Source organism: Aeromicrobium sp. CTD01-1L150, from assembly GCF_041951745.1.
Taxonomy (GTDB): domain Bacteria; phylum Actinomycetota; class Actinomycetes; order Propionibacteriales; family Nocardioidaceae; genus Aeromicrobium.
In genome coordinates this window covers 1-25,158 of sequence record NZ_CP169555.1, presented here as the reverse complement: position 1 = coordinate 25,158, position 25,158 = coordinate 1, and the positions used below count along the sequence as shown (strand labels likewise).

The following is a 25,158-nucleotide window of genomic DNA, read 5'->3' as shown; positions in this document are numbered from 1 at the left end:
GCCAAAGGCCATCGCCACTGGCCAAGGCAACCTCACTGGCTCGCTGGTGGTGAAATCTACTTTTGTACGCGATCGTGCACTATAGTGAAATGATGGATGTGCGGGAACCGTTCGCCGTGGTGACACCGACACTCGACGGGCCAGTCCTTCGAGTGCTCGCCGCCGCAGCAGCACCCCTCACCACCCACCAGGTCATCAACCTGTGCGCCACCGGAAGTCCCGCAGGTATCCGAAAGGTCCTCAGGCGGCTCGCCGACCAAGGCATCGCCGTCGAGGCGCGGGTAGGCAAGACCTACACCTATGAAGCAAACCGCGACCACCTGGCCTGGCCAGCCGTCGAGCACCTCTCCACCCTGATGCAACGCCTCGACCAGCACATCCGGACAGCCGTCGAGCAGTGGGCCATCCAGCCACTCTCAGTCGAGCTCTTCGGCTCAGCCGCACGCGGCGAAGCCGCACAGGACAGCGACATCGACATCCTCGTCGTCGCCCCCAGCCTCGCCACGGACGAGCTCGACACGTGGGAGACCCAGACCAGTGACCTCCACGACGCCGTCGCTCAATGGACCGGCAACAGCGTCGAGGTCCTCACTCTCACCCCAGACGAGCTCGTCGACATGGTCGCCGAGAACGCACCCGCGGTCACCGAACGCCGGCGCCCGATCGCAGGGGTGCCCACCACCGACCTACTCCCGCGCTCCTTTGCCCACACCCTCTCCACCAAGACGTTCACCCCGTCGGTGGCCAAGGCCCTCAACGCACAATTGACGCCCAGCACCGCCCGACTCATCGCAGAACTGGCACCGACGTTCACCGATGAACTGCCCCAGCCGCTGAAGGCCTCACTGAACGAGATGGCGCCGAAACTTCAACTTTCCCGCAACGCCCGCGCCGCGTTGCATGGGACCACCGGGCCATGAAGACCATCGAAGTCAGCCGTGCACAGTGCGAGACCCGACTCGCCGACGCCGAGGCCCAACTGGAGCAGGCCCGCAACACCATCGCCCTCCAAGCGCCCGGGCCAGCAACGTCCCGAGCAGCCGTCTCCTCCTATGTGCTCGCCGGCATCGCCGCCGCCGACGTGATCTGCGGCATCCGCCTGGGCAAGCGCTACAACGGGACCGACCACTCACAAGCAGCACGGCTCATCGCCGAGGTACCCGGCGCCCAGGAGCATCGCAAGAAGCTCACCACACTGCTGAACCTGAAGACGAAGGCCCAGTACGCCGGCGGCGCGGTGAGTGACTCCACAGTCCTCAGTGCCGAGCGAGCAGCGACAGCACTGGTTGGTGCTGCGAGAGACGCCGCGAGCCGCTGACGGCAACCGGTGGGTCGACGCTCTGAAGACGGCCGGCGGACTCACTCCGGCACGTTCGAGACCTCGTCACCGATCGTGGTGTCGTCGCCGTGCCCGGTGTGCACGACAGTCTCCGGCGGCAAGGTGAGCAGGCGGGTGCGGATGGACTGCACGATCGTCTCGAAGCTGGAGTAGCTTCGACCTGTCGCCCCCGGCCCACCGTTGAAGAGCGTGTCCCCGGAGAACAGCACGCCGAGGTCCTCGGAGTACAGACAGGTGCTGCCCGGCGAGTGGCCGGGCGTATGGATGGCCCGCAGCGTGCTGCCGGCCACCGTGAACGTCTGGCCGTCCAGCAGGTCCTCGTCCGGGGCGGTGTCGTTCTCCGCATCCCAGAGCATCCGGTCCTCGGGCGGGAACCACGTCGGTGCGCCGGTGGCCTCGGCCACCGCGACGGCGGCGTTCACGTGGTCGTTGTGGCCGTGCGTCAGCACCACCGCCAGGACGGTGCGGCCGGCGATCCCCTCCAGGATGGCGGCGGCGTCGTGCGGGGCGTCGATCACGATCACCTCCGCCCCCTCCTGACCAACCGGGTCGCCCACCAACCAGACGTTGTTGTCGACGTCCCAGCTGCCGCCGTCGAGCTCGAACTGACCGGACGTCACGACCTTGCTGACCTGTGCCCCTGCTCCGGCCGACATCACAGCTCCACCACCGATCGCAGGACGTCGCCGTGGTGCATCTTGGTGAACGCCGCCTCGATGTCGTCGATGCCGATGCGCTCGGTGACGAAGGCATCGAGGTCGAGCTTGCCCCGCTGGTACAGGTCGACCAGCATCGGGAAGTCGCGACTGGGCAGGCAGTCGCCATACCAGCTGGACTTCAGGGAGCCACCGCGGGCGAAGAAGTCGATGAGCGGGATGTCCGGCACCTGCATGTCCGGCGTCGGGACGCCCACGAGGACGACGGTGCCGGCGAGGTCGCGGGCGTAGAAGGCCTGCTTCCACGTCTCGGGGCGGCCGACGGCGTCAATCACGACGTCGGCGCCGAAGCCGCCGGTGAGCTCCTGGACCGCCTCGACGACGTCGGCGGAGGAGGCGTCGACGGTGTGCGTGGCGCCGAGGTTCGTGGCCCACTCGAGCTTGCGGGGGTCGAGGTCGATGGCGATGACCTTGGCCGCGCCGGCCATGCTCGCCCCGGCGACCGCTGCGGAGCCGACCCCGCCGCAGCCGATGACCGCGACGGTGTCGCCGCGCTGCACGTGGCCGGTGTTGATGGCCGCGCCCACGCCGGCCATGACGCCGCACCCGAGCAGACCCACGGCAGCGGAGTCGGCAGTGGGATCCACCGTGGTGCACTGACCGGCGGCGACCAGGGTCTTCTCGGCGAACGCGCCGATGCCGAGCGCCGGGGAGAGGGCGGTGCCGTCCTGCAGTGTCATTGGCTGCTCGGCGTTGAACGTGTCGAAGCAGTACCAGGGACGACCGCGCTTGCAGGCGCGGCACTGGCCGCAGACGGCGCGCCAGTTGAGCACGACGTGGTCGCCGGGCGCTACCTCCGTGACACCCTCACCGACCGCCTCGACCGTGCCGGTGGCCTCGTGGCCCAGCAGGAACGGGAACTCGTCGTTGATGCCACCCTCGCGGTAGTGCAGGTCGGTGTGGCAGACGCCGCAGGTGATGACCTCCACGACCGCCTCACCGGGGCCGGGGTCGGGGATGACGATGTTCTCGACGGTGACGGGCTCGCCCTTGGCGCGGGCGACGACGCCCTTGACGGTCTGCGGCATGGGTCCTCCTGGGAAGTGGCGCAAGTCACGTCCGACGCTAGACCACTGCCGCAGCACCAGCACACCCACGGGTGTGGTCGGGCGTTCCAGCACCCTCGTCCGGGCCCTCGGACGCAGGGCGCGGACAGGTCACGCGCTCGCCCGGGAGCCCCAGGTCTTCGACCCACCGGCCTCGTCGATCGCCTGCGGCACGTCCCACGGGTTGGCGTCGCGGACCATCGGTGGCAGCAGTGCGTCGGGGACCGACTGGTAGGCGACGGGTCGCAGGAAACGGCTGATCGCCGCCGTGCCGACCGACGTCGAGGAGTCGTTCGTCGTCGCCGGCCACGGGCCGCCGTGCTGCTGTGCGGGAGTCACGGCGACGCCCGTCGGCCAGCCGCCGTACAGCAGGCGCCCGGCGACGTCGGAAGCCGCTGCCACCAGGGACCGCAGCTCGTCGCTGACCTCCGCGTCGCCCGTCTGCAGGGTCACGGTGAGCGAGCCGGTGAAGAACTCGTACACCAGTGCGGCCAGGTCGCTCCCGCGCGGAACCTCGACGAGGACGGAGAACGGGCCGAAGGTCTCCTCCAGGAGCTCCTCGCGCTGGGCACGGAGCTCCTCGAGGGAGACGGCGACGATCGTCGGCGTCGTCCAGCCCTGGTCGTCGCCGTCCGTGCGGGACTCACCGGCCACGACGGTGCGGACGCCGCGGGCGCCCAACGTCGTCTCGCGCCGCGCGTTGTATCCACTGGCGATCGCGGGGTTGAGCAGGCGCTGCTCGCCCAGCGACGCGTTCGAGTCCTCGACGGCCTGCACGATGCGCTCCTCCAGTCCGTGTCCCTCGGGGAGGAACACGAAACCCGGCTTCGTGCACAGCTGACCGGCCGACCCCGCGACCGAGGTCACGAAACCGCTCACGAGATCGTCGGCGCGGGTCTGCACGGCCTGCTGCGTGACGAAGACCGGGTTGGTCGAGCCGAGCTCGCCGAAGAACGGGATCGGCTGCGGACGCGACGCAGCGATGTCGGCGAGCAGTCGCCCGACGCGAACCGAGCCGGTGAACGCGCCCGCACGGATGCGTGGATCCTGCAGCACCGCGGTGCCGGCCTCCTGTCCCTCGATCACGGAGAAGACTCCCGCGGGCATCCCACTGGCCTCGAGGGCTGCTGTGACGAGCTCACCGGTCCGCAGGGACAGCCGTGGGTGTCCCGGGTGGGCCTTGACGATGACGGGGCACCCGGCGGCGAGCGCTGCGGCACTGTCCCCACCGGCGACGGAGAAGGCGAACGGGAAGTTCGACGCCGCGAAGTTGACCACCGGGCCGACGGGCAGCTTGGTGCGCCGCAGGTCGGGGCGGGCGCCCAGGACGAACTCGCCGTCCGCCCGGTCGATGCGGACGTCGAGGTAGGAGCCGTCGACGATGACGTCGGCGAAGAGCCGCAGCTGCACTGCGGTGCGCTTGAGCTCGCCCTGCAGGCGTCCGGTGGTCAGCCCGGTCTCCTCCTGGGCGATCTGGACGAGCTCCTCGGCATGTGCCTCGAGCGCATCCGCGACGGCCGCCAGTGCCGCTCCACGTCGCCGCGGCTCCTGGTCGGCGAGCTCCGGTGCTGCCGCATCGGCGGCCGCGACGATGCGTTCGAGCGCGGGATCGAGCGGCCGGATGTCGTGGTGGTGGGTGTAGGCAGTGGTCATAGGTGTCCTCTTCTCTCTCGTGTCGGACGGAATCAGAACTGGAATCCCTGGGGGAACGGGTCGGTGGGGTCGAGCATGTACTGGCCGATGCCGGTGACCCAGGCACGGCCGGTGATCGTCGGGATCACGGCGTCGTACTCGCCGACGCGGGTCGTACCGGTCAGGCGGCCGGTGAACCGGCTGCCGATGAACGACTCGTTCACGAAGTCCGTCTCGAGAGCCAGCTCGCCCCGCGAGTACAGCTCGGCCATGCGTGCCGAGGTGCCGGTGCCGCACGGCGAACGGTCGAACCAGCCCGGGTGGATCGCCATCGCGTGCCGCGACAGCCGCGCGTCCGAGCCCGGGGCGATGAACTCGACGTGGTGGACGTGGTCGAGCCCGGCGATCGTCGGGTGCTTCGGCGGGGCGCTCTCGTTGATCGCGCCCATGATCGCCAGACCGGCCTGGAGGATCTGTTGCTGGTTCGCGCGGTCGAAACCGATGCCGAGGTCCTCCAGGTCGACCATGGCGTAGTAGTTGCCGCCGAAAGCCAGCGAGTAGCGGACCTCGCCGTGACCGGGCACCTCGACGACGTGGTCCAGCCGTTCGGTGAAGCTGGGCACGTTCTCGATCGTGACCGACTCCGCGTGCCCGTCCTTGACGGCCACCCGAGCGATCACCGGACCGGCGGGCGTGTCGAGGCGGATCTCGGTGACCGGCTCGACCACGTCCACCATCGCGGTCTCCACGAGTACGGTCGCCGTGCCGATCGTCCCGTGCCCGCACATCGGCAGCAGGCCCGAGACCTCGATGTAGAGCACCCCGAAGTCACAGTCGGGTCGGGTCGGCGGCATCAGGATGGACCCGCTCATGGCGCCGTGGCCCCGCGGCTCGGTCATCAGGAGCGTCCGCAGGTGGTCGAGGTTCTCCTGGAAGTGGATCCGCTTGTCGTTCATCGTCTCGCCGGGGATCGGCGCGAACCCGCCGGTCACCACGCGGGTCGGCATTCCCTCGGTGTGGGAGTCGACGGCGCTGAACAGGTGTGTGGATCGCATGGTGGGGTCCTTCGGTCGAACGGTGACGGGGTCTAGGAGCTCTGGTGCTCCCCGGCGCGGGCCAGGTCGCCCAGACGTACGGGGGTGGCGATGGGACGACGGTCGCTGCGGGCTCCGTCGCCGGGCGCGTCATCGGTCAGCTGTGCGAGGTAGTCCTCCACGGTGCGGCCGCAGATGCGGGCCTGGCAGATGCCGAGCCCGGCGCGGGTCGTGAGCTTGACCGAGCGGAGCCCGGCCGAGCACGTCGCATCGACGGTGCGCTGGAAGGAGCCCACGGTGGTCTCCTCGCACCGGCACAGGACGGTGTCCTCGGTGAGCCAGCCGGTCCACCCCGGACGAATGCCGTGCGCCGTCTCGAGCCGGGTGCCGAAGTACCCGAACGTGTCGCGCCGGCGGACCGCGGCGCGGATCTCGCGGTCGGAGTCCGCCCCGCCGGCCGCACAGTGACCTGCGACCGTTCCTTCGGCCAGTGCCCCGTCGGAGCCGTTGATCGAGGTGATCTCACCGGCTGCATACACCCCGGGCACCGTGGTCTGCTGCGTGGCGTCGACCCGGACGAAGCGGTCGGGGGTGATCTCGCAGCCGGCGGCGATCGGCAGCTCGATCCGCGGCGTGAACCCGTGGCTCAGGCAGACCGCGTCGGTCTCGTGTCGTCGCTCGGTCCCCGGGACGGGACTCCAGCGTGCGTCGAGCCGCGCGGTCGTGACCGCCTCGACGTGGTCCGTCCCGTGGGCGGCGACGACGGCGCGACCCGTGCGGTACGGGACCCGGTGACGCAGGTGGGTCCCGACGTACTCAGCGAGCTCGCCGCCCTTGCGCGCCGCCCCCAGGAGCTTCCACGGAGTACCGCCGACCCAGCCCAGGAGGTTGCGAAGCCGGTTCGCCTCGAAGACACCCACGACCTCGGCCTCGGTGGCGATCAGCGAGGCCGTGACCGGGAGCAGGAACGGCCCGGCCCCGGCGACGACGACGCGTCTGCCGACGGCGATGCGCTCGCTCTTGGCGAAGGCCTGCGCAGCACCGGCGGTGAAGACTCCCGGCAACGTCCATCCCGGGAAGGGCAGCGTCCTGTCGTGGGCCCCGGTCGCGAGCACGACGGCGTCGGGCGCGATCCGGACCGGCTCCCCTCCGCCCGCGTCGGCCGCCCCCTCGTGCCCGACCAGGGTCACCGATCCGCCGGGGTCGGTCTGGACGGCCCAGATCTGCAGACGACACCGGACGTCGCAGTGCGGTGATCCCAGGAGAGCGTCGCGCAGGGCTCGGTACCTCTGCCAGTGGTGGTGGAGCTTCTCCTCCCGCGCGCCGGCCCGTGACTGCGGCAGGTGGCGCCAGAACTGCCCCCCGAGCTCCTCTCCGCTCTCCACGAGCGTCACGCGGGCCCCTGCGTCGAGGGCGGCCTGGGCGGCGGCCAGGCCCGCTGGGCCACCACCGACCACGGCCACGTGCCGGGTCCGCCCGTTCATCGCTTCGCCTGCGGCAGCGTGTCGTGCTGCGTGGAGATGACGTCACCGTCCTGTGCTCGACGCTGGCAGGCGCGGACGTCGCGCTCGTCATTGACGGTCAGGATGCAGTCGAAGCACACCCCGATCCCGCAGAACAGCCCTCGTGGACGCTCCTCGACGCTCGTGGTGCGCCACGAGGAGATCCCGTGGGCCATGAGCACACCGGCGATCGTCTGGCCCCGCTCACCGAGGAGCTCGGTACCGTCGAGGCTCAGCCGGACGGTCTCGCCCTGACGGCGCTCGATCGGATCCCGGTCGCGCGGGACGAGTCGTGCGGTCATGCTGCCTCCTTCAGGTGGGGTGCCAGTGAGGACCGGCGAACGGCGAACGGCGACGGATCGATCTCGCCGAGCGGGCTCCGCGGCGTGCCACCGCCGATCAGGGCCGTCAGGAGCTCCGCGGTCGCGACCGACAGGCCGATGCCGGCGCCCTCGTGGCCCGAGGCGTGGTGGAGCCCCGGGACTCGGGGGTCCTCACCGACGATCGGGAGGTGGTCGGGCACGTACGGGCGGAAGCCGCCGTAGGAGCGCATGATGCTCGCGCCGGACAGGAACGGAAAGACCCGCAGCGCCTTGCGGGCCATCTCGGCGTAGACGTCCACGCGCAGGCTCTCATCGAACCCGACCTGCTCACGGCTGGACCCGATCAGGACCGTCCCGGCCTGCGACGACTCCACGACCGCGGCAGTCTGCAGCGCAGCGTCGGCCGACTGGGTCGCGCCGAAGTAGTCGCCGTCGTAGACCTTGTGGAAGATGCGGTGCGGCATGCGAGAGGTGACCAGCACGGTGCCGCGTCGGGGCAGGACGGGCACGGGGGCACCGAGACGCGACGCCAGGTCCCCCGACCACGGACCGGCGGCCACGATCACGGCCCCGGCGTGGATGTCCTCCCGGGTGGTCCGCACGCCGGCAGCGTGACCCTGTGCGTCCCGGAGCAGGGAGACGACCTCCTGGTGGTAGTAGGTCTGGGCGCCGTGCCGTCGCGCTGAGGCGAGCAGTGCCTCGGTCGCGATCGTCGGCTGGATCTGGCAGTCCTCGGGGTAGTGGACGGCAGCGGTGATCTCCGGGTTGAGCCACGGTTCGTGCTGGAGTGCCTGCGCGACGCTGACCACTCGCGCGTCGACCTGCGCGTCACGCTGCTGCTGTGCGAAGTCGATCAACGGCCGGGCACCGGCCTCGGTCGTCGTCACGACGAGACCACCCTTGGGCTCGAACTCGACGGCCGGCATGTCCGGCCCGAGCTCGTCGGCGAGCTGCTCGGCCAGAGCGGGCCAGAGCGCCAAGGAGTGCCGGGCGAGGTCCAGCTCCGGACCGGCCGCCTTGTCGGAGACCAGGAGGTTGCCCTCGCAGTGGCTGCTGGTGCCCGCCGCGGCTGCCGAACGGTCGATGATCGCCACGCTCAGACCGCGGGACGCGAGGGAGCGCGCACAGGCGGCGCCCACGATGCCGGCGCCGATCACGGCCACGTCCACGGACATCGGCACTCCCGTCACTAGCCCCGGCCGGCTCTTGCGGCCCTGCTGACATCGATGCGCCTCGAGGGGCGGCTGGCGCGATCCGTCAGCCGTGTGCCGACGAATCACTTAGTAATATGTCACACATTCTACCGTCACGAAAGCGTGCACTCCAGCGGGCTGCAGCAGCGGTCCGCGCTACTGCTCGTCCCAGCCGGCCCAGATCCCCGCGGTGTGCGCGATGTGCCGGCGCATGACCGCCTCAGCGCCATCAGCATCACCCTCGACGAGCGCGTCGAGGAGCTCGTGGTGCTCAGCAGCCGAGGCGTCGAGAAGGCCCGAGGCGGCCATCCGCTCCAGGTTGCTGAGCCGGGCCCGTGTCCGCAGGTCGTTGACGATCCCGGTCAGCATCGGATTGCCCAGCATGTCGGTCAGGCGGCGGTGGAACTCGACGTCACTCTCCAGGTAGGCCTTGATGTCACCGTCGCGCGCGCCCTGGGTGATCTGATCGGCCAGCTCGCGCATCTCCGGCTCCGTCGCCGGGTCGAAGTCCGGGGCGAGACGAGCCATGGCCGGCGGCTCCAGGAGCATCCGGATGTCGGCGATGTGCTGCACCTGGTCGTCGCTGACCGCCGTCACGCGGAAGCCCTTGTTCCGGACCGACTCCACCAGGCCTCGCCCGGCCAGATCGAGCAACGCCTCACGCACCGGCGTCGCCGAGACCTCGAACTCGGCGGCGAGCGTGGGGACGGTCAGCAGGTCGCCGGGCTTGAGCTGTCCGGAGATGATCGCAGCGGACAGGGTGCGCTCGACATGGCTGCGCAGACTCGTCCGGCGGGCCGGGGCGGCCTCCAGGCCAAGCGACATCACGGGTTCCTCTCGCCGTCGTCCTCCTCATGATAGGCCGCCTTGCCCGTTCCAGGACGCAGCGAGCCCGTCGGGACCCGGTGCCGCACTCCGAGGAGCCGCGCATCGAGCACGCCGACCGCCGGCTCGAGCGGCCAGGAGGAACCGCACGCCTCACCAACCGAAGGCACGGTGGACGACCTGCGCCAGCACGAGGTCCTCCCACGCCATGCCGACCCCCGCGAACAGCGCCGGACGGCCAGGCGTGCGCTCCAGCTCGCCGCGGACACCGTCGCGCAGGTTGGCCGGGTGCAGCGCCCGCCACTGCTCGACGGAGCGCGCCGGGATGATCGCTCCACCCTCACGAAACATGCCCGCCCGGCTCTCCAGCAGCACGTCCGAACGCAGCACGAGGTCGGCATCGACCTCGCGAGCGTCGAGGCCGTGCTGACCCACCGTTGCCACCAGGGCGTTCTCGCGGACCCACGCACCGGGCAGCACCGGGGTCCGTGACGTCGTCACCGTGATGACGACGTCGGCCGTGCGCACCGCGGTCTCCGGATCGGCCGTGGCATCGTCGACGGCCACTCCCTCTCCCGCGAGGTCGTCGACCAGTGCTCGCACGCGATGGGAACGCCGGCCGACGACCTGGAACCTCGCCTCGGGCCAGGCCCAGCGAGCCGCCCGGACGTGCTGGATCGCCTGGACCCCGGCGCCGAAGACGACGACCTTCGGTGCGCGCGGCATCTCGTGCCCGGCAGGGGCGGCGGCGGCCAGCGCCCGGAGCCCGGTGAGGGTCACGGCGGGCGTGCGGATGCTGGTGAGTGCGGTGCCATCCATGGCGCAGATCGGGGCCGACGTCCGGGCGTCGAAGAGCAGGTAGGTCCCTTGGATCTTCTCCAGACCGTGCGCCGGGTTGTCCGGCGCGATGGTCAGGACCTTGACCCCCATGGTGCTCGGTGTCGACGCGGGCATGATGAGGAACTCACCGGTGGGGTTGGGCGCGAAGATCCGCGGCCCGTCGGCCTCGGGGTCGACGTCCAGGCGCAGGGCGGCCTCGATCCCGCCGATCGCCACCTCCCAGGGCAGCGCGGACCGGACAGCGTCGGCGTCGATGTACGGCAGGGACGGCATGGCTCACTCCTGAGGTGCTCGAACGTCGGATCGGGTCGTGCCCGGCCCGGAGCCGGCAGGGCACGTCCCGACGTGGCGGGTCCGCTCGGACCTACTTGTAGCCCTTGGCCAGGACGGCCTCGGTGTCGGCGATGATCTGCTGCTTCACGGGCTCGGGAAGCGCCAGACGTGGCGGACGCGACGGTCCGCCGAAGCGCCCCACGACGTCCATCGACACCTTGATGGACTCGACGAACTCGGTCTTGGTGTCCCACCGCAGCAGGGGGTGCAGGTCGATGTACATCTCACGGGCCTTCGCCCAGTCGGCCGGCACGCCCGACGTGGACAGCCGGTAGAGCTCGACCGTGGACTGCGGGATCGCGTTGGGGTAGCCCGCCACCCAGCCGACGGCACCGGCGATACCCACCTCGAGCACGCTGTCGTCGGTGCCGATCAGGATGTCCATCTCAGGCGCGTGCTCCTTGATCTCGTACGCGCGGCGCGGGTCGCCGGTGAACTCCTTGATGCCGACGATCAGGCCGTCGCGGTGCAGGCGCCCGACGAACTCCGGCGTGAGGTCGACCTTGGTGTCCAACGGGTTGTTGTACGCCACGACCGGCAGCCCGGCCTTCGCGACCTCCGCGTAGTGGTGGTGCACCTGCTCCTCGTGGGCGCGGTAGCTGTTCGGGGGCAGCTGCATGACGGCCTGCGCACCTGCCTCGGCGGCCTGCTCCGCCCAGCGGCGGCTCTCCTGCGCCCCGTAAGCGCCCGTTCCCGCCATGACGACGAAGCCCTCTGGAGCAGCCTCGACGGCCACCTCGACGACCTTCGCCCGCTCCTCGGGCGTCAGGTTCTGGTACTCACCGAGAGAACCGTTCGGCGCGACGCCGTCGCAGCCGTGCTCGGCCAGGAACCGCACGTGGTCGGCGAATCTGTCGTAGTCGACCGACAGGTCGTCCTTGAACGGCAGGGCGGAGGCGACGAGCACGCCGTGCCAGGGCTTCTTCTCGGTGGTCATGGTGTTCCTCTCAGCGGAGCTCTCGACAGACCTCAGTAATATATGACACATTACATGGGAAGTCGAGTCGCCACCGATCGGCCCTCCTGCTGCCGCAGTTCCAGCCACAGCGAGCTGCCCGGTCTCGGTGCGAGCCGAGGACGTGGCGGCGGCACCTACGAGCCCGCCACATCGCACGCTGAGGGCAGTGCCAACCGACCGGGGCACGGACCGGAGTCCGGCGAATCGCTGGGGTGAGTCCCTGAAGAACAGTCCGCAACCAGGGAGGACGGAACTGCTTCACGCGTCCAGCAGCCCGATCCGCCACGGGACCACCCGGTTGTTCCTCACGGGTGGATCTGGGTGGAGCTAAGGGGACTCGAACCCCTAACCCCCTGCTTGCAAAGCAGGTGCGCTACCAATTGCGCCATAGCCCCTCGAGCGGGTCCAGGTCAGGCGATCACACGGTGTCGCTGGCCTGGGCCCAGGTGTCTGCCGGCTTGGCGTTGCGTCGAACCACCACCCACGCGATGCCGGCCACAGCGAGTCCGACGGCGATGATCTTCTTCATGTGACCTCCCAGTCATGAGCACAGTCGTCGTGACTGCTGTGGTGGGCCTAGCTGGACTTGAACCAGCGACCTCTTCCTTATCAGGGAAGCGCTCTAACCGAGCTGAGCTATAGGCCCGCGCCAGCGCTGAACATTACCTCACCGACCCCGGGACCGACGAATCGGGGAGGGCCGCGAGCGGCGTGGGCTCACTTGTCGGTGAACGTGACGTCGACACCGCCCAACAGCTGGGCGAAGAGGTTGTACAAGTGGGCCGCGATGGTGGCGATCATCGTCATGACGATGACGTTGATCGCCGAGAGCACCAGGGTCAGACCGACGAGGCGACCCAGACCCAGGTAGTCCGTGAGGTCGAACCCGGCCTCACCGTCACTGAGCACATTGGTGATGGTGCCGTTGAGGGAGTCCCACACACCCGCCAGATCGAGGACGATCCAGAAGATGAAGACGGCGACGACCGCGACGAGCATCAGCGCGACCGACACCACGAAGGACAGCTTGGTCACCGACCACGGGTCGATGTGCACCAGCCGCAGCTTGGCGCGGCGGCCGCTCACGTGCTCGGTCTGCGACACCGCGGACGACGAGGGTGCCGCGACGGCCGGAATCACCGACGTGGAGTCGGCCGAGTCCCGGGTGGTGCGGGCATAGTCACGCGCCGTCATGGGCGAGCCAGGTGTGCGCGCGGACTCACGCTCCGGCGCGACGCCCTCCTTGGCGCTCGCGTTCTTGGACTTGGCAGGGTCCTGGGCAGGGTCCTGGGCGGGGGCCGTGGACTTCTTGTCTGCCGGCGCCGGCTTCTTGGCAGGGGCCTTCGTGCCCGACCCAGCGGACGAGGCGGAAGCCTTCTTGGCGGCATCAGCCGCCAGCTTCTCCCCGACGGTGCGCGGTTCTCCCGGCGCCGCAGCCTTCTTGGCGGGAGCCTTCTTGTTGTTCTGGGCCTTCTTGGCGGGGGCCTTCGCCGCGGTGTCAGTCTTCGTGGCGGACCCGGCCACCGAGCGCGAGGCCGGCGAGGCGCCCGTTCCGGCAGGACGTGACGTGCTGGGTGAGGACTTGCTCGACGACGACTTGCTCGACGAGGACTTCTCGACCCTGGGGATCTGCTGCGTGCGCTCCGGATCCCCCGCGCTCGAGCCCGTCGGCTTCTGCGGATTCGTGCTGCTCACTCGTCCTGCCCCTCGTCATTCGGACCCTCGGTCGGCTTGTCCTCGCTCGGTTCGTCGGCGACCTCGGCTTCCTCCGCGGCCACGATCTCGGTGTTGCGTGCGATCGTCACCACCCGGTCATCACCCTTGAACTTCACGAAGCTCACCCCCATCGTGCCACGTCCCTTGGAAGGAACCCCGGCAACGAGGCTGCGCGTGACCTGTCCGGAGGCGGTCACGGAGATGACGTCGTCGGTGTCGCTGAGCACCAGGCCACCCACCAGCTCGCCCCGGTTCTCGGTGATCTGCATCGCCTTGATGCCCAGACCACCGCGACCCTGCAGCCGGTACTGCTCGATCTCGGTCTTCTTGGCATACCCGCCGTCGGTGACCGTGAAGACGTACAGACGGTCCTGTTCGGCGACGTCCTCGGTGGCCACCTCGGTGTCCTCACGGCGGATCACCGTCATGGACAGCAGGGCGTCGTCCTCACGGAACTTCATACCGGTGACACCCGAGGTCGCACGGCCCATGGGACGCAGCTGCTCGTCGTCGGCGCGGAACCGGATGGCCTGCGCCTTCTTGGAGATCAGCAGGAGGTCGTCCTCGCCGTGCACGAGCTGCGCACCGATGAGCTCGTCGTCGTCCTCACGGAAGTTGATCGCGATGACACCGGCCTGCCGCGGGCTGTTGTAGTCGACCAGGCGGGTTTTCTTCACCAAACCCTTCTTGGTCGCGAGCACCAGGTACGGGGCCTGCTCGTAGTCACGAATGGCGAGGACCTGCGCGATGTCCTCGTCCGGCTGGAAGCTCAGCAGACCCGCGACGTGCCCGCCCTTGGCGTCACGGCCGGCCTCCGGCAGCTGGTAGGCCTTGGTGCGGTAGACCCGGCCCGCCGTGGTGAAGAACAGGATCCAGTGGTGTGCCGTCGTGGGGAAGAGGTGGTCCACGAAGTCTCCGTCGCGCAGCTGGGCGCCGCGCACCCCCTTGCCGCCTCGCCCCTGCACCCGGTACAGGTCCGTGCGCGTGCGCTTGGCGTACCCACCGCGAGTGATCGTGACCACGACCTCCTCGTCCGGGATCAGGTCCTCCATGGACAAGTCACCGTCGGCAGGGATGATCTGGGTGCGCCGGTCGTCGCCGTACTTGTCGACGATGGCGGCGAGCTCGTCGGAGACGATCGCCCGCTGGCGCTCGTCACTGGCCAAGATGGCCTGGTAGTCGGCGATGAGTGCCTCGAGCTCGGCCAGCTTGTCCAGGATCTTCTGGCGCTCCAGGGCCGCGAGGCGCCGCAGCTGCATCTCCAGGATGGCGTTGGCCTGGATCTCGTCGATCTCCAGCAGCTCGATCAAGCCCGAGCGTGCCTCGTCCACGGTGGGGCTGCGCCGAATCAGCGCGATGACCTCGTCGATCGCGTCGAGCGCCTTGCCGAGGCCGCGGTAGATGTGCGCGTCCTCCTCGGCCTTGCGCAGGCGGTAACGCGTGCGCCGCCGGATGACCTCGATCTGGTGGGTGATCCAGTTGGTGACGAAGGCGTCGAGGCTCAACGTTCGAGGGACGTCGTCGACGAGCGCGAGCATGTTGGCGCTGAAGTTGGTCTGCAGCTCGGTGTGCTTGTACAGGTTGTTCAGCACGACACGAGCCACGGCGTCCTTGCGGATCTCGATGACGATCCGGCGACCCACGCGCGAGCTGGACTCATCACGCAGGTCCGAGATGCCCTGGATACGACCGGTGTTGACCAGGTCGGCGATCTTCTTCATCAGGGAGTCGGGATTGACCTGGTAGGGCAGCTCGCTGACGACGAGCTGGATGCGGCCCTTGGTGTCCTCCTCGATGCTCACCACGGCACGCATCGGGATCGAGCCGCGGCCGGTCCGGTACATGTCCTGGATGCCCTGCGTCCCGACGATCAGCCCGTGCATGGGGAAGTCCGGTCCCTTGACCCGCTGCATGAGAGCCTCGAGCAGCTCCTCCTTGCCGGCGTCAGGATGCGCCAGCGACCACTGCACTCCCTCAGCGACCTCGCGCAGGTTGTGCGGTGGGATGTTGGTGGCCATGCCCACCGCGATCCCGGCCGAGCCGTTGACCAGCAGGTTCGGGATGCGCGACGGCAGGACCGTCGGCTCCTGCGAACGACCGTCATAGTTGGGCTTGAAGTCGACGGTCTCCTCGTCGATGTCTCGCACCATCTCCATGGCGATGGGCGCAAGCTTGCACTCGGTGTAGCGCATGGCAGCGGCAGGGTCGTCACCCGGCGAGCCGAAGTTGCCCTGACCGGAGATCATCGGCGCCCGCATCACCCACGGCTGGGCCAGGCGCACGAGAGTGTCGTAGATGGCGGTGTCGCCGTGCGGGTGGTACTGACCCATGACGTCACCGACGATGCGGCTGCACTTGGAGAACCCGCGGTCGGGGCGGTAGCCGCCGTCGAACATCGCGTACAGGACGCGACGGTGCACCGGCTTGAGCCCGTCACGAACGTCAGGCAACGCACGCGAGACGATGACGCTCATCGCGTAGTCGATGTAGGAGCGCTGCATCTCATCCTGCAGCTCCACGGCCTCGACGCGGTCGCGCTCGATCGGTGTGTCAGTCACGGGGGAGTCCCTTCTTGGGGCAGGTCAGATGTCGAGGAAGCGGACGTCCTTGGCGTTGCGCTGGATGAAGCTGCGGCGCTGCTCGACGTCCTCCCCCATGAGCGTCGTGAAGATCTCGTCGGCCATGGCGGCGTCCTCCAGGGTCACCTGCCGCAGGACGCGGCCGTCGGGATCCATCGTGGTCTCCCAGAGCTCGGAGTCGTTCATCTCGCCCAGACCCTTGTACCGCTGCACCGGAGCCTCCTTGGGAAGGCGCCGTCCGGCCTCCTCACCCACCGCGAGCAACGCGTCGCGCTCACGGTCGGAGTAGGCCAGTTCGTGCGGGCCGTTGGTCCACTTGATCCGGTACAGCGGTGGTTGCGCGAGATAGACGTAGCCGCCGTCGATGAGCGGCTTCATGAACCTGAACAGCAGGGTGAGCAGCAGGGTGGAGATGTGCTGGCCGTCGACGTCGGCGTCGGCCATGAGCACGATCTTGTGGTAGCGCAGCTTGGCGATGTCGAAGTCGTCGTGCACCCCGGTGCCCAGCGCTGAGATGATCGCCTGGACCTCGGCGTTCTGCAGGATCTTGTCGATCCGCGCCTTCTCGACGTTCAGGATCTTGCCGCGCAGCGGGAGGATCGCCTGGGTGCGCGGGTCGCGGCCGCCCTTGGCAGAACCGCCGGCGGAGTTGCCCTCGACGATGAAGATCTCGCACTCCTCGGGGGACCGGCTGGAGCAGTCGGCCAGCTTGCCCGGGAGGCCACCGTTGCCGAGGAAGCCCTTGCGGTTGCGGGCGAGGTCACGCGCCTTGCGCGCGGCGAGACGGGCACTGGCCGCATCGAGGCTCTTGCGGACGATCGTCTTGCCCTCGCCGGGGTTGCGCTCGAACCATGCGCCCAGCTCGTCGTTCATCACCTGCTGGACGAAGCCCTTGGCCTCGGTGTTGCCCAGCTTGGTCTTGGTCTGGCCCTCGAACTGCGGATCGGTGAGCTTGACGGAGATGATCGCCGTCAGGCCCTCACGGATGTCGTCGCCGGTGAGCCGGTCCTCACGCTTCTTGATCAGGTTCTGCGCCTCGCCGAAGCGGTTGACCGTGCTGGTCAGCGCCGCACGGAAGCCTTCCTCGTGGGTGCCGCCCTCATGGGTGTTGATGGCGTTGGCGAAGGTGTGCACCGACTCGCTGAAGCTGACGTTCCACTGCATGGCCAGCTCGAGGGAGAGGCCGGAGTCCTCGTCCTCGCGCTCCAGGGCGATGATCTCCTCGTGCAGCGGGGACTTGGCCGTTCCAGTGTTGATGTGCTTGACGTAGTCGACCAGGCCGTCGTCGTAGCGGAAGGTGGCCGCACGCTCCACGTCGTCGGCACCGTCGGAGTCCTCGATACCGAGGTCCCGCTCGTCGTGGATGGTGATCTGCAGGCCCTTGTTGAGGAAGGCCATCTCACGAAAGCGTGACTTGAGCGTCTCGAAGGAGTAGTGCGTCGTCTCGAAGATGTCGCCGCTGGCGTAGAACGTGATGGTGGTGCCGGTCTCATCGGTGGCCTCGTGCTGCTCCAGGGGACCGTCGGGTGCGCCGTAGGTGAAGCTCTGGGTCCAGCGGTGCCCGTCGGTCCTGACGTCGACGAACAGGCGGGAGCTGAGCGCGTTGACCACCGAGACACCCACACCGTGCAACCCACCGGAGACCTTGTAGCCGCCGCCGCCGAACTTGCCACCCGCGTGCAGCGACGTGAGGACGAGCGTGACGGCCGGGATCTTCTCCACCGGGTGCTCACCGACCGGGATGCCTCGACCGTCATCGACGACACGGACCCCGCCGTCGGCCTGCAGGGTCACGTCGATCGTGGTGGCGTGGCCGGCCATGGCCTCGTCGACGGAGTTGTCGACGACCTCCTGGACCATGTGGTGCAGGCCGCGTTCGCCGGTCGATCCGATGTACATGCCGGGGCGCTTGCGGACGGCCTCCAGCCCTTCCAGGACCTGGATGTTGCTGGCGTCGTAGCCGGCCCCTGTTCCTGAGGCGGTCTGCGGCGGGGCGTCGGGCTCAGGTGTCGAGGTCACTGAACCAGTATACGGGCGATTGTGTGGCGCTGAGCGACCGCGTCGTCCACAGGGGCGTCGTGTCTCTCCCCACGAACCGCATTGAGAGCGACGAGAACCCGGCTCTGGCGTACGAACTCCCCCTCACCTGATGCGGGGATCGTCCGCGGCGGTTCTCGGACCACCTCGGCCCGGCCCCGAGATCGGCGACTCCGCAGGCCACCGACCCGCGCACCGAGGGGGTCGGTGGTGGTCACGGTTGGCGACATCGGGCATCGTGGATTCGATGAGCGAGGTCCTCAGCATGAACCGACAGACCCGCGGCACCCGAGGTCATCGCGTGCCGAGGGACCTGGTGCTGCGCGCCGTCGTGCTGCTCGGCACGGCCGTGACGTTCTGCGCACTCGCCTGGTTCGTGCTGCGCACGGAGCAGGGCCAGAGGCTGGACGACGCCGCCATGGAGTCCGTGATCGCCGGACGCGAGACCCACCTGACGGTGCTGAGCCTGCTCGGATACGTCTCCATCGGGTCCATCGTCGCGGTCGCGCTCATCTGCGTCGTGCTGACCGTGTCGCGGGGTCAAGTGACCGCCGCCGTCGCCGCCCTGGTGGTGCTCGCCGGTGCGAACATCAGCACACAGGTGCTCAAGCACACCGTGCTTGAGCGGGCGGAGGGATTCGTCCTCGCACCCAACAGCTTCCCCAGCGGACACACGACCGTGGTCGCCGCCGGCGTCGGTGCGCTGCTGCTGGCCGCACCCCGCCCGCTGCGACCACTCGTGGTGCTGGGCGGGGCCTTCGCCACCACCATGACCGGCGCCTCCACGGTCGTCGCAGGCTGGCACCGTCCCTCCGACGTGGTCGGTGCCGTCCTGGTGGCCCTCGCCTGGACCACGGCGGCCGCGCTCCTGATGCGCGGACCCACCGACCGCGCGCGCATCGCGTGGTTCGTGGCGCCGGTGGGTGCCGCAGCAGCCGGGGTCGTGCTCGTGGTGATCGGGGTACGCCCTTCGTACGGCTGGAGCGGATTCATGGAGGCCGCCGTGGTGCTCGGCGTCGTCGCCGCTGTCATCGCCGGCGCGATCGCCCTCATGCATCGCGTCGCCAGCCGCTGAGCTGCCGATCAGCCGTAGGTGTCACGCGGACCGCGACCACCACGGACCGAACGGTTGCCCTTGCGCCATGAGGGGCCCCGGGGTGGCACGACCTCGATGCGCAGCACCGATCCCTGACCCAACTCGTCGTTGAGCTTGGCCACGAGCCGGCCGGCGAGCAGCTTGAGCTGGGTCGCCCACGCGGTGGAGTCCGCGCGCACCTCGAGCACACCGTCGGTGAAGTCGGTGACGGTGGTGTGCTGCGCAATCTCCGGTCCGACGATCGCCGGCCAGTCGGTGAAGACTCGCTGCTGGGAGATACGAGCGTCCCATCCCTGGTTCTTGACCACCTGTCCCAGCACGTCTGACAGCGGGACCGGGTCCTCCCGGGTCCTGCGGCGTGGCGACGTGGGCCGGCCACGACGCCGCTGGTGCCGCGCCGGCGGTCCGTCTCGGTAGGAGTCGGCGATCTGGCGTGCGAGACCCAGTGGGTCCGGGGACGCGTCACCGTCAGGCGCGGGCTCCTGCGGGTCCTGGTCGTCCTGGTCGTGCTGACCTGTCTCGTCCTGCGGCGGCCCCTCACTCATCAGGAGTCACCGATCCGCCGTCGACCTGGAACCGTGTGCCGAGCAACGACTTCGGGACGTCGTCGGCGACGGCAGCGGTGACGAGCACCTGCTCGGCCGGCGCGACCAGCTGCGCCAGCTGGTCGCGCCGACCCTCGTCGAGCTCGGCGAAGACGTCGTCGAGGATCAGGACTGGGTCGTCCTCGTCGTCGTCGCGCAGGACGGTGAACGAGGCGAGCCGCAGGGCGAGGGCTAGCGACCAGGACTCCCCATGACTCGCGTACCCCTTGGCCGGCAGCACCCCGATGCTCAGGTCGACGTCGTCGCGGTGCGGACCCACCAGGCTGACGCCCCGGTCCCGCTCATCCTTGCGCCGATCGGCCAGCCCGGCGCGCAGCGCCTCGGTGACGTCGTGCGGTGCGACCGCTCCGCCGATGTCGGTGGAGGAGCGGTACTCCGCCCGGACGTCACGCCGGCCTGCGTCGGCATGGGCAGCCACCGTCAGGTAGGCCTCACCCAGGTGGGGGGCCAGGTCCTGCAGGAGCGCGATCCTCGCCGAGACCAGCTCGCCACCCAGGCCGACGAGCTTGTCGTCCCAGATCTCAAGAGTCGACAAATCAACTTGTCGGTTGTTGCGGGCGGACTTGAGCAGCGTGTTGCGCTGGCGGACGACGCGCTCGTAGTCCGCCTTGACGCCGGCCAGGCGTGGCGCCCGCAGCACCACCAGACCATCGAGGAAGCGCCGGCGGTCCGACGGGTCACCCTTGACCAGCGCGAGATCCTCCGGCGAGAACGTGACCGAGCGCAGGATGCCCACCAGGTCTCGGACACGGGGCAGCGGCGCACGGTTGACCCGGGCGCGGTTGGACCGCCCCGGAGTGATCTCCAGCTCCAGCAACGCCGTGCGCTCACCGCGCACGACGTCCGCACGCACCACAGCCCGCTCGGCCGGGCCGTCAGCCGTCGCCCTGACGAGCGGCGTGTCGCTCGAGACGCGGTGCGAGTCCAGACGCGAGAGGTAGTCGACCGCCTCGACGAGGTTGGTCTTGCCCTGGCCGTTGGCGCCGATGAACGCCGTGGGTCCACGACCCAGCGAGATCTCGACCTCGGGGTAGGACCGGAAGTCGTGCAGGGCCAGACGCGCGACGTACATGGACGGGCTAGGCGTCCTTCGGATCGTGGCCCGACTCCTTGGCAGCCTGCACGGCGTGTCCGCCGAACTGCTGCCTCATGGCAGCAACAGCCTGCATCGCCGGGGACTCGTCCTGGCGCGAGACGAACCGCGCGAACAACGATGCCGCGATCGTCGGCGCTGGGACGGCGTGATCGATGGCCGCCTCGACGGTCCAGCGCCCTTCTCCGGAGTCCTCGGCATATCCACGAACCCTCGACAGACTCGGATCGTCCTGCAGTGCCTTGACGAGCAGGTCAAGGAGCCAGGACCGGACGACGGTTCCCTCACGCCAGGAGTCGAAGACCTCGGTGACGTTGTCGACGAGACCAGCCTTCTCCAGGAGCTCATAGCCCTCGGCATAGGCCTGCATCATGGCGTACTCGATGCCGTTGTGGACCATCTTGGAGAAGTGACCTGCACCCACGCTCCCGGCGTGCACGAACCCCGACTCTCCCTCAGGTCGCAGCGCGTCGAAGGCCGGCTGGACCTTGGCGATGTCGTGCTCGGCGCCGCCGGCCATGAGGGCGTAGCCGTTCTCCAGGCCCCAGACACCCCCACTGACACCGCAGTCGACGTACCCGATGCCACGGACGCTGGCCAGCTCGGCATGGATCTCGTCGTCGGTCCAGCGCGAGTTGCCACCGTCGACGATGACGTCTCCGTCGTCCAGCAGCTCGATGAGCTCCTCGACGGTGCTGCGCGTGACCTCGCCGGCGGGCACCATCACCCACACGACCTTGGGCGAGGGCAGCGCATCGACCAGCTCCGCGAGCGATCCGACGTCGCTCACCTCGGGGAGGCGGTCGTACCCCGTGACACTCACACCGTGGTTGCGCAACCTCGTGCGCATGTTGCCGCCCATCTTTCCGAGTCCAACGAGTCCGAGGTGCATCGGCCTTGCCTCCCAGTTCGAGGATGGATCCAGCGCCATGGGGCCATGGCGGTGACGTTCAGCTCTGCAGGCGGACCGGCATGATCAGGTAGCGGAACGCGCCGTCCGGGTCGGCCCCGATCTCCTGCACGCCGGAGAGCGCGGCCGGCTTGGTGTGCTGGGTGAACGACAGGTGCACGACCGGCTCGGACATGACGCCCAATCCTTCGAGCAGGTAGTTGGGGTTGAACCCGATCGAGATGTCCTGGCCCTGGATCGAGGCCTCGATGGACTCCGACGCCTGGGCCTCGTCGCCGCTGCCGGCCTCCAGGAGCAGCTGCCCGTCGGCGAAGGTGAGCCGAACGGGCGTGTTGCGCTCGGCCACGAGGGCCACACGCTTGACGGCATCGACCAGCTCGGTGGTGGAGACGTGGGCGACGGTCTCGGCCTGGGCTTGGAAGAGCTGGCGAACGCGAGGGAAGTCACCCTCCAGAAGCCTGGTCGTCGTGCGCCGGGCGCCGTTGCCCACGACGCCCTCGAAGCCGATGAGGCCGTCACCGGCCTCGCCGGTGGAGACCGCGATGGTGACGTCACTGCCGGAGACCAGGGAGCGTGCTGTCTCGCCGAGCACCTTGGCCGGCACCAGGGCGTTGGCCGAGGCGTCACCGGCCTCCGGGAACCACTCGAGCTCACGCAGGCTGGCGCGGAACCGGTCGGTCGCCATGAGGGAGATCGTCGAGCCCTCGAGCTCCAGACGCACGCCGGTCAGCAGCGGCAGCATCTCGTCGCGGCCTGCGGCAGCGCTGGCCTGTGCGACTGCGGTGGCGAACTGCTCGGCCTTGATCGTGCCCGACGCCGTGGGCATCTCCGGCAGCTGCGGATACTCCTCGACGGGCATGGTCTGCAGGCTGAACCGGGCGCTTCCGCAGGAGACCTGGACCTTGGTGCCCTCCAGCACCACGTCGACGGGCTTGGCCGGCAGCGACTTGACGATCTCTGCCAACAGACGACCCGAGACCAGTGCGCGACCGTCGTCGGAGACCTCCGCCGGCAACGTCGCACGCGTGGAGGTCTCGTAGTCGAAGCCGGAGAGCGTGAGTCCGTCACCGGACGTCTCGATGAGCAGGCCGGCCAGGACGGGAACGCTCGGCCGGTTCGGAAGACTTCGCGCGGTCCAGGCGACAGCGTCGGCGAACGTGTCACGGTCGATGCGGAATCTCACGGGCAGGCCTCTCACCAAGCGAATGGACGTCGTGATGAATCCTGCCACGCCAAACGTTTCTGACCTAGGCCGGGAGAGGCGCTGTGATGGCTGTCCACATCAAGGTGCCGCAGGAGACTTCGAACAGGAAGATGACATAAATACTGTCCGTAGTCGTAGTAGGCAGTGTGGATGTCGTGGAAAACTGTCATCCGCGCAGGTCAGTGGCCTTGCAGGCCGGTGGACTGCCTGTGGGCGGTGCGGTGCATACGCACACGGTGCTTGTTGACGGTCGTGACGCGTTCACACGGCGTTCACACCCGCGGCGGGTCGTGTCCACGAGCAGGGCGGAGTTACCCACAGCGCTGTCCCCAGCTGTGTACCGGCGCGGCGGAGCCCCGCAGGAGCATCGTGGGCTCAGGAGAAGGGCCGATCAGGTCTGACGTGCCTGCTGCTTGATGCGGTTGGTGAGCTCGGTGACCTGGTTGAAGACGGCATGCTTCTCGGCCATCAGCTTGCGGATCTTGCGGTCGGCGTGCATGACCGTGGTGTGGTCACGGCCACCGAACTCCCGTCCGATCTGTGGCAACGACATGTCGGTGAGCTCGCGGCACAGGTACATCGCGATCTGCCGTGCCAGGACGAGGTTCCTGCTGCGGTTCGTGCCGCAGAGGTCGTCGATGGTGACCTCGGAGTAGCCGGCGGTCTGGGCCATGATCATCCCGACGGTGATCTCAGGCTCCTCGCCCTCGGCGACGAGGTCCTTCAGCACGATCTGGGCGAGCTGGAGGTCGACGGTCTGGTTCTGCAGGTTCGCGAACGCCGTGGCTCGGATGAGCGCGCCCTCGAGCTCGCGGATGTTGGTCTGCACCTTGCTGGCGATGAACTCCAGGACGTCGGCCGGCGCGGTGAGCTTCTCCAGCGCAGCCTTCTTGCGAAGGATGGCGATGCGGGTCTCGAGGTCCGGCGGGAGCATCTCGGTCTGCAGCCCCCACTCGAAGCGGTTTCGCAGTCGCTCCTCGAGAGTCCGCAGGTTCTTGGGCGGCCGGTCGGAGGTCATGACGATCTGCTTGTTCTCGTTGTGCAGCGCGTTGAACGTGTGGAAGAACTCCGTCTGCGTGGACTCCTTGTTCTCGAGGAACTGGATGTCGTCGACGAGGAGGACGTCGATCTCGCGGTACTTCTGGCGCAGCTGGGCGGTCCGGTTCTCGCTGATCGCGTTGATGACGTCGTTGGTGAACTCCTCGCTGTTGACGTACCGCACGCGTGAGGAGGGGTAGAGGTTCAGGACGTAGTGGCCGATGGCGTGCAGCAGGTGGGTCTTGCCCAGGCCGGAGTCGCCGTGGATCACCAGCGGGTTGTAGGCCTTGCCCGGTGCCTCGGCGGCGGCGACGGCGGCCGCGTGGGCGAAGCGGTTGGAGGATCCGATGACGAAGTTCTCGAACAGGTAGCGAGGGTTGAGCCGGGCCTCCACGACATTGGTGCGTCGGGGACGGGCCGAGGGCGCTTGGGCCCAGCTGGGCACGAAGTCGTCGACGTCGACGACCTCGTCCACCTCGTCGAGGGGTACGTCGTCCAGGGGATCCGGACTCTCAAATGTCGACTCAGCGACTTGTCCATCTGTCGACGTTTCGGTCTCGGCGGAATCCTGATGGTCGGGTCCGTGCTGCCCGGACTGTTCGGCGCGCGGTTCATCGATCGTGACGATCAACCGGATGGGACGAGAGACCTGTCCGGTGAGGGCGTGCTCCAGCGCCGGACGCACCCGGGTCTCCAGCTGAGCTCTCGTGAGGTCGTCGGCCACTCCGACGATGAAGATCCCGTCGTGCAGGCTGATCGGCTGTGCGTTGTGCACCCAGACCTTGGCGCCCTGGGAGAGAGTCTCGACGGCGTCGTCCCAGAGGGCCTGAAGATCATGTGTCGTCTGGCCTTGGGCCTCGCTCATCGACTCTCCCTGGAATTGGTGGCTCCACAACGTTGTCCACACGATGTGAATCCATGGATCACAGGGGCGAGAGACGTTGTGGAAAAAACGCGATAAGCCGCGACGCTAGCAGCGTCGGCGACACTGGATCAAGCGATCGTGAACATTCTGGATGCTCGGCACGGCGTGTCGTGTGGACCCCTTCCTCCACATGGCGTAGAAGGGTCGGTTTGACCCCCACGGGACAGCCCCGTACCGTGGTCAAGTCGTGCTGCACGACCGTTGCCGCATGCCT

Annotated in this window: 21 protein-coding genes and 2 tRNA genes; 3 read left to right on the top strand and 20 right to left on the bottom strand. The window is 68.7% G+C overall.

Annotated features, from left to right (window positions below; translation table 11 throughout):
- Positions 1 to 92 precede the first annotated feature (92 nt).
- Entirely contained in the window at positions 93 to 920 is an 828-nt protein-coding gene (locus ACEVFP_RS00115; RefSeq protein ID WP_375001310.1) for a nucleotidyltransferase domain-containing protein, read from the top strand.
- Entirely contained in the window at positions 917 to 1,318 is a 402-nt protein-coding gene (locus ACEVFP_RS00110) for a hypothetical protein (RefSeq protein ID WP_375001309.1), read from the top strand. The genes ACEVFP_RS00115 and ACEVFP_RS00110 overlap by 4 nt, the downstream gene beginning before the upstream one ends.
- Before the next feature lie 41 nt (positions 1,319 to 1,359).
- Here the strand turns inward: ACEVFP_RS00110 and ACEVFP_RS00105 are convergent, their stop codons facing one another.
- The 15 genes from ACEVFP_RS00105 to gyrB form a co-directional block, all read right to left on the bottom strand.
- Positions 1,360 to 1,995 carry an MBL fold metallo-hydrolase gene (locus ACEVFP_RS00105; RefSeq protein ID WP_375001308.1) on the bottom strand — a complete coding sequence of 212 codons (636 nt, stop codon included), beginning with the start codon at positions 1,993 to 1,995 and terminating at the stop codon, positions 1,360 to 1,362.
- The gene (locus ACEVFP_RS00100) at positions 1,995 to 3,083 is read right to left on the bottom strand and encodes an S-(hydroxymethyl)mycothiol dehydrogenase (RefSeq protein ID WP_375001307.1); all 1,089 of its coding nucleotides are present in this window, start codon (positions 3,081 to 3,083) and stop codon (positions 1,995 to 1,997) included. Before ACEVFP_RS00100 ends, ACEVFP_RS00105 begins: the two co-directional genes overlap by 1 nt.
- 129 nt (positions 3,084 to 3,212) lie before the next feature.
- Complete coding sequence (locus ACEVFP_RS00095; protein ID WP_375001306.1) at positions 3,213 to 4,754, bottom strand: aldehyde dehydrogenase (NADP(+)); 1,542 nt, start codon at positions 4,752 to 4,754, stop codon at positions 3,213 to 3,215.
- A 32-nt stretch (positions 4,755 to 4,786) separates the two neighbouring features.
- Complete coding sequence (locus ACEVFP_RS00090) at positions 4,787 to 5,788, bottom strand: proline racemase family protein (protein ID WP_375001305.1); 1,002 nt, start codon at positions 5,786 to 5,788, stop codon at positions 4,787 to 4,789.
- A gap of 32 nt (positions 5,789 to 5,820) precedes the next feature.
- On the bottom strand, positions 5,821 to 7,251 hold the full coding sequence (locus tag ACEVFP_RS00085; protein WP_375001304.1) for an FAD-dependent oxidoreductase: 1,431 nt from the start codon (positions 7,249 to 7,251) through the stop codon (positions 5,821 to 5,823).
- On the bottom strand, positions 7,248 to 7,571 hold the full coding sequence (locus ACEVFP_RS00080) for a (2Fe-2S)-binding protein (RefSeq protein ID WP_375001303.1): 324 nt from the start codon (positions 7,569 to 7,571) through the stop codon (positions 7,248 to 7,250). Before ACEVFP_RS00080 ends, ACEVFP_RS00085 begins: the two co-directional genes overlap by 4 nt.
- The gene (locus tag ACEVFP_RS00075; protein ID WP_375001302.1) at positions 7,568 to 8,767 is read right to left on the bottom strand and encodes an NAD(P)/FAD-dependent oxidoreductase; all 1,200 of its coding nucleotides are present in this window, start codon (positions 8,765 to 8,767) and stop codon (positions 7,568 to 7,570) included. The genes ACEVFP_RS00080 and ACEVFP_RS00075 overlap by 4 nt, the downstream gene beginning before the upstream one ends.
- Before the next feature lie 174 nt (positions 8,768 to 8,941).
- On the bottom strand, positions 8,942 to 9,610 hold the full coding sequence (locus ACEVFP_RS00070; RefSeq protein WP_375001301.1) for a GntR family transcriptional regulator: 669 nt from the start codon (positions 9,608 to 9,610) through the stop codon (positions 8,942 to 8,944).
- A gap of 153 nt (positions 9,611 to 9,763) precedes the next feature.
- Positions 9,764 to 10,723 carry an ornithine cyclodeaminase family protein gene (locus tag ACEVFP_RS00065; protein WP_375001300.1) on the bottom strand — a complete coding sequence of 320 codons (960 nt, stop codon included), beginning with the start codon at positions 10,721 to 10,723 and terminating at the stop codon, positions 9,764 to 9,766.
- Positions 10,724 to 10,814: 91 nt separating this feature from the next.
- Complete coding sequence (locus ACEVFP_RS00060) at positions 10,815 to 11,720, bottom strand: dihydrodipicolinate synthase family protein (protein ID WP_375001299.1); 906 nt, start codon at positions 11,718 to 11,720, stop codon at positions 10,815 to 10,817.
- 343 nt (positions 11,721 to 12,063) lie between these two features.
- A tRNA-Ala gene (locus ACEVFP_RS00055) sits at positions 12,064 to 12,136 on the bottom strand.
- 173 nt (positions 12,137 to 12,309) lie between these two features.
- Positions 12,310 to 12,387, bottom strand: a tRNA-Ile gene (locus ACEVFP_RS00050).
- A gap of 71 nt (positions 12,388 to 12,458) precedes the next feature.
- Positions 12,459 to 13,436, bottom strand: a complete 978-nt coding sequence (locus ACEVFP_RS00045; RefSeq protein ID WP_375001298.1) for a DUF3566 domain-containing protein — start codon at positions 13,434 to 13,436, stop codon at positions 12,459 to 12,461.
- Positions 13,433 to 16,015 carry a DNA gyrase subunit A gene (gyrA, locus tag ACEVFP_RS00040; RefSeq protein ID WP_375001297.1) on the bottom strand — a complete coding sequence of 861 codons (2,583 nt, stop codon included), beginning with the start codon at positions 16,013 to 16,015 and terminating at the stop codon, positions 13,433 to 13,435. Before gyrA ends, ACEVFP_RS00045 begins: the two co-directional genes overlap by 4 nt.
- A gap of 24 nt (positions 16,016 to 16,039) precedes the next feature.
- Positions 16,040 to 18,055 carry a DNA topoisomerase (ATP-hydrolyzing) subunit B gene (gene gyrB, locus ACEVFP_RS00035; RefSeq protein WP_375001296.1) on the bottom strand — a complete coding sequence of 672 codons (2,016 nt, stop codon included), beginning with the start codon at positions 18,053 to 18,055 and terminating at the stop codon, positions 16,040 to 16,042.
- Positions 18,056 to 18,338: 283 nt separating this feature from the next.
- Between gyrB and ACEVFP_RS00030 the strand changes: the two genes are divergently transcribed.
- Positions 18,339 to 19,148 (top strand): phosphatase PAP2 family protein, encoded by an 810-nt coding sequence (locus ACEVFP_RS00030; RefSeq protein ID WP_375001295.1) that lies wholly within the window; start codon positions 18,339 to 18,341, stop codon positions 19,146 to 19,148.
- An 8-nt stretch (positions 19,149 to 19,156) separates the two neighbouring features.
- Here the strand turns inward: ACEVFP_RS00030 and ACEVFP_RS00025 are convergent, their stop codons facing one another.
- The 5 genes from ACEVFP_RS00025 to dnaA all read right to left on the bottom strand — a co-directional run bounded on the left by ACEVFP_RS00025 (position 19,157) and on the right by dnaA (position 24,884).
- Entirely contained in the window at positions 19,157 to 19,714 is a 558-nt protein-coding gene (locus ACEVFP_RS00025) for a DUF721 domain-containing protein (RefSeq protein ID WP_375001294.1), read from the bottom strand.
- On the bottom strand, positions 19,707 to 20,846 hold the full coding sequence (recF, locus tag ACEVFP_RS00020; protein WP_375001293.1) for a DNA replication/repair protein RecF: 1,140 nt from the start codon (positions 20,844 to 20,846) through the stop codon (positions 19,707 to 19,709). Before recF ends, ACEVFP_RS00025 begins: the two co-directional genes overlap by 8 nt.
- A gap of 7 nt (positions 20,847 to 20,853) precedes the next feature.
- Complete coding sequence (gene gnd, locus ACEVFP_RS00015; protein ID WP_375001292.1) at positions 20,854 to 21,798, bottom strand: phosphogluconate dehydrogenase (NAD(+)-dependent, decarboxylating); 945 nt, start codon at positions 21,796 to 21,798, stop codon at positions 20,854 to 20,856.
- Between the two features lie 19 nt (positions 21,799 to 21,817).
- Positions 21,818 to 22,960, bottom strand: coding sequence for a DNA polymerase III subunit beta (gene dnaN, locus ACEVFP_RS00010; protein ID WP_375001291.1), 1,143 nt, complete (start codon positions 22,958 to 22,960; stop codon positions 21,818 to 21,820).
- Positions 22,961 to 23,372: 412 nt separating this feature from the next.
- The gene (gene dnaA / locus ACEVFP_RS00005) at positions 23,373 to 24,884 is read right to left on the bottom strand and encodes a chromosomal replication initiator protein DnaA (RefSeq protein ID WP_375001290.1); all 1,512 of its coding nucleotides are present in this window, start codon (positions 24,882 to 24,884) and stop codon (positions 23,373 to 23,375) included.
- Positions 24,885 to 25,158 lie beyond the last annotated feature (274 nt).

Coding starts and splice junctions, on each gene's coding strand:
- ACEVFP_RS00105 (WP_375001308.1), bottom strand. CDS start 1,995: ATGTCGGCCGGAGCAGGGGCACAGGTCAGCAAGGTCGTGACGTCCGGT.
- recF (WP_375001293.1), bottom strand. CDS start 20,846: ATGTACGTCGCGCGTCTGGCCCTGCACGACTTCCGGTCCTACCCCGAG.
- ACEVFP_RS00110 (WP_375001309.1), top strand. CDS start 917: ATGAAGACCATCGAAGTCAGCCGTGCACAGTGCGAGACCCGACTCGCC.
- gnd (WP_375001292.1), bottom strand. CDS start 21,798: ATGGCGCTGGATCCATCCTCGAACTGGGAGGCAAGGCCGATGCACCTC.
- ACEVFP_RS00060 (WP_375001299.1), bottom strand. CDS start 11,720: ATGACCACCGAGAAGAAGCCCTGGCACGGCGTGCTCGTCGCCTCCGCC.
- ACEVFP_RS00065 (WP_375001300.1), bottom strand. CDS start 10,723: ATGCCGTCCCTGCCGTACATCGACGCCGACGCTGTCCGGTCCGCGCTG.
- ACEVFP_RS00070 (WP_375001301.1), bottom strand. CDS start 9,610: ATGTCGCTTGGCCTGGAGGCCGCCCCGGCCCGCCGGACGAGTCTGCGC.
- dnaA (WP_375001290.1), bottom strand. CDS start 24,884: ATGAGCGAGGCCCAAGGCCAGACGACACATGATCTTCAGGCCCTCTGG.
- ACEVFP_RS00030 (WP_375001295.1), top strand. CDS start 18,339: ATGAACCGACAGACCCGCGGCACCCGAGGTCATCGCGTGCCGAGGGAC.
- ACEVFP_RS00025 (WP_375001294.1), bottom strand. CDS start 19,714: ATGAGTGAGGGGCCGCCGCAGGACGAGACAGGTCAGCACGACCAGGAC.
- ACEVFP_RS00095 (WP_375001306.1), bottom strand. CDS start 4,754: ATGACCACTGCCTACACCCACCACCACGACATCCGGCCGCTCGATCCC.
- ACEVFP_RS00090 (WP_375001305.1), bottom strand. CDS start 5,788: ATGCGATCCACACACCTGTTCAGCGCCGTCGACTCCCACACCGAGGGA.
- ACEVFP_RS00080 (WP_375001303.1), bottom strand. CDS start 7,571: ATGACCGCACGACTCGTCCCGCGCGACCGGGATCCGATCGAGCGCCGT.
- ACEVFP_RS00100 (WP_375001307.1), bottom strand. CDS start 3,083: ATGCCGCAGACCGTCAAGGGCGTCGTCGCCCGCGCCAAGGGCGAGCCC.
- ACEVFP_RS00085 (WP_375001304.1), bottom strand. CDS start 7,251: ATGAACGGGCGGACCCGGCACGTGGCCGTGGTCGGTGGTGGCCCAGCG.
- ACEVFP_RS00075 (WP_375001302.1), bottom strand. CDS start 8,767: ATGTCCGTGGACGTGGCCGTGATCGGCGCCGGCATCGTGGGCGCCGCC.
- ACEVFP_RS00115 (WP_375001310.1), top strand. CDS start 93: ATGGATGTGCGGGAACCGTTCGCCGTGGTGACACCGACACTCGACGGG.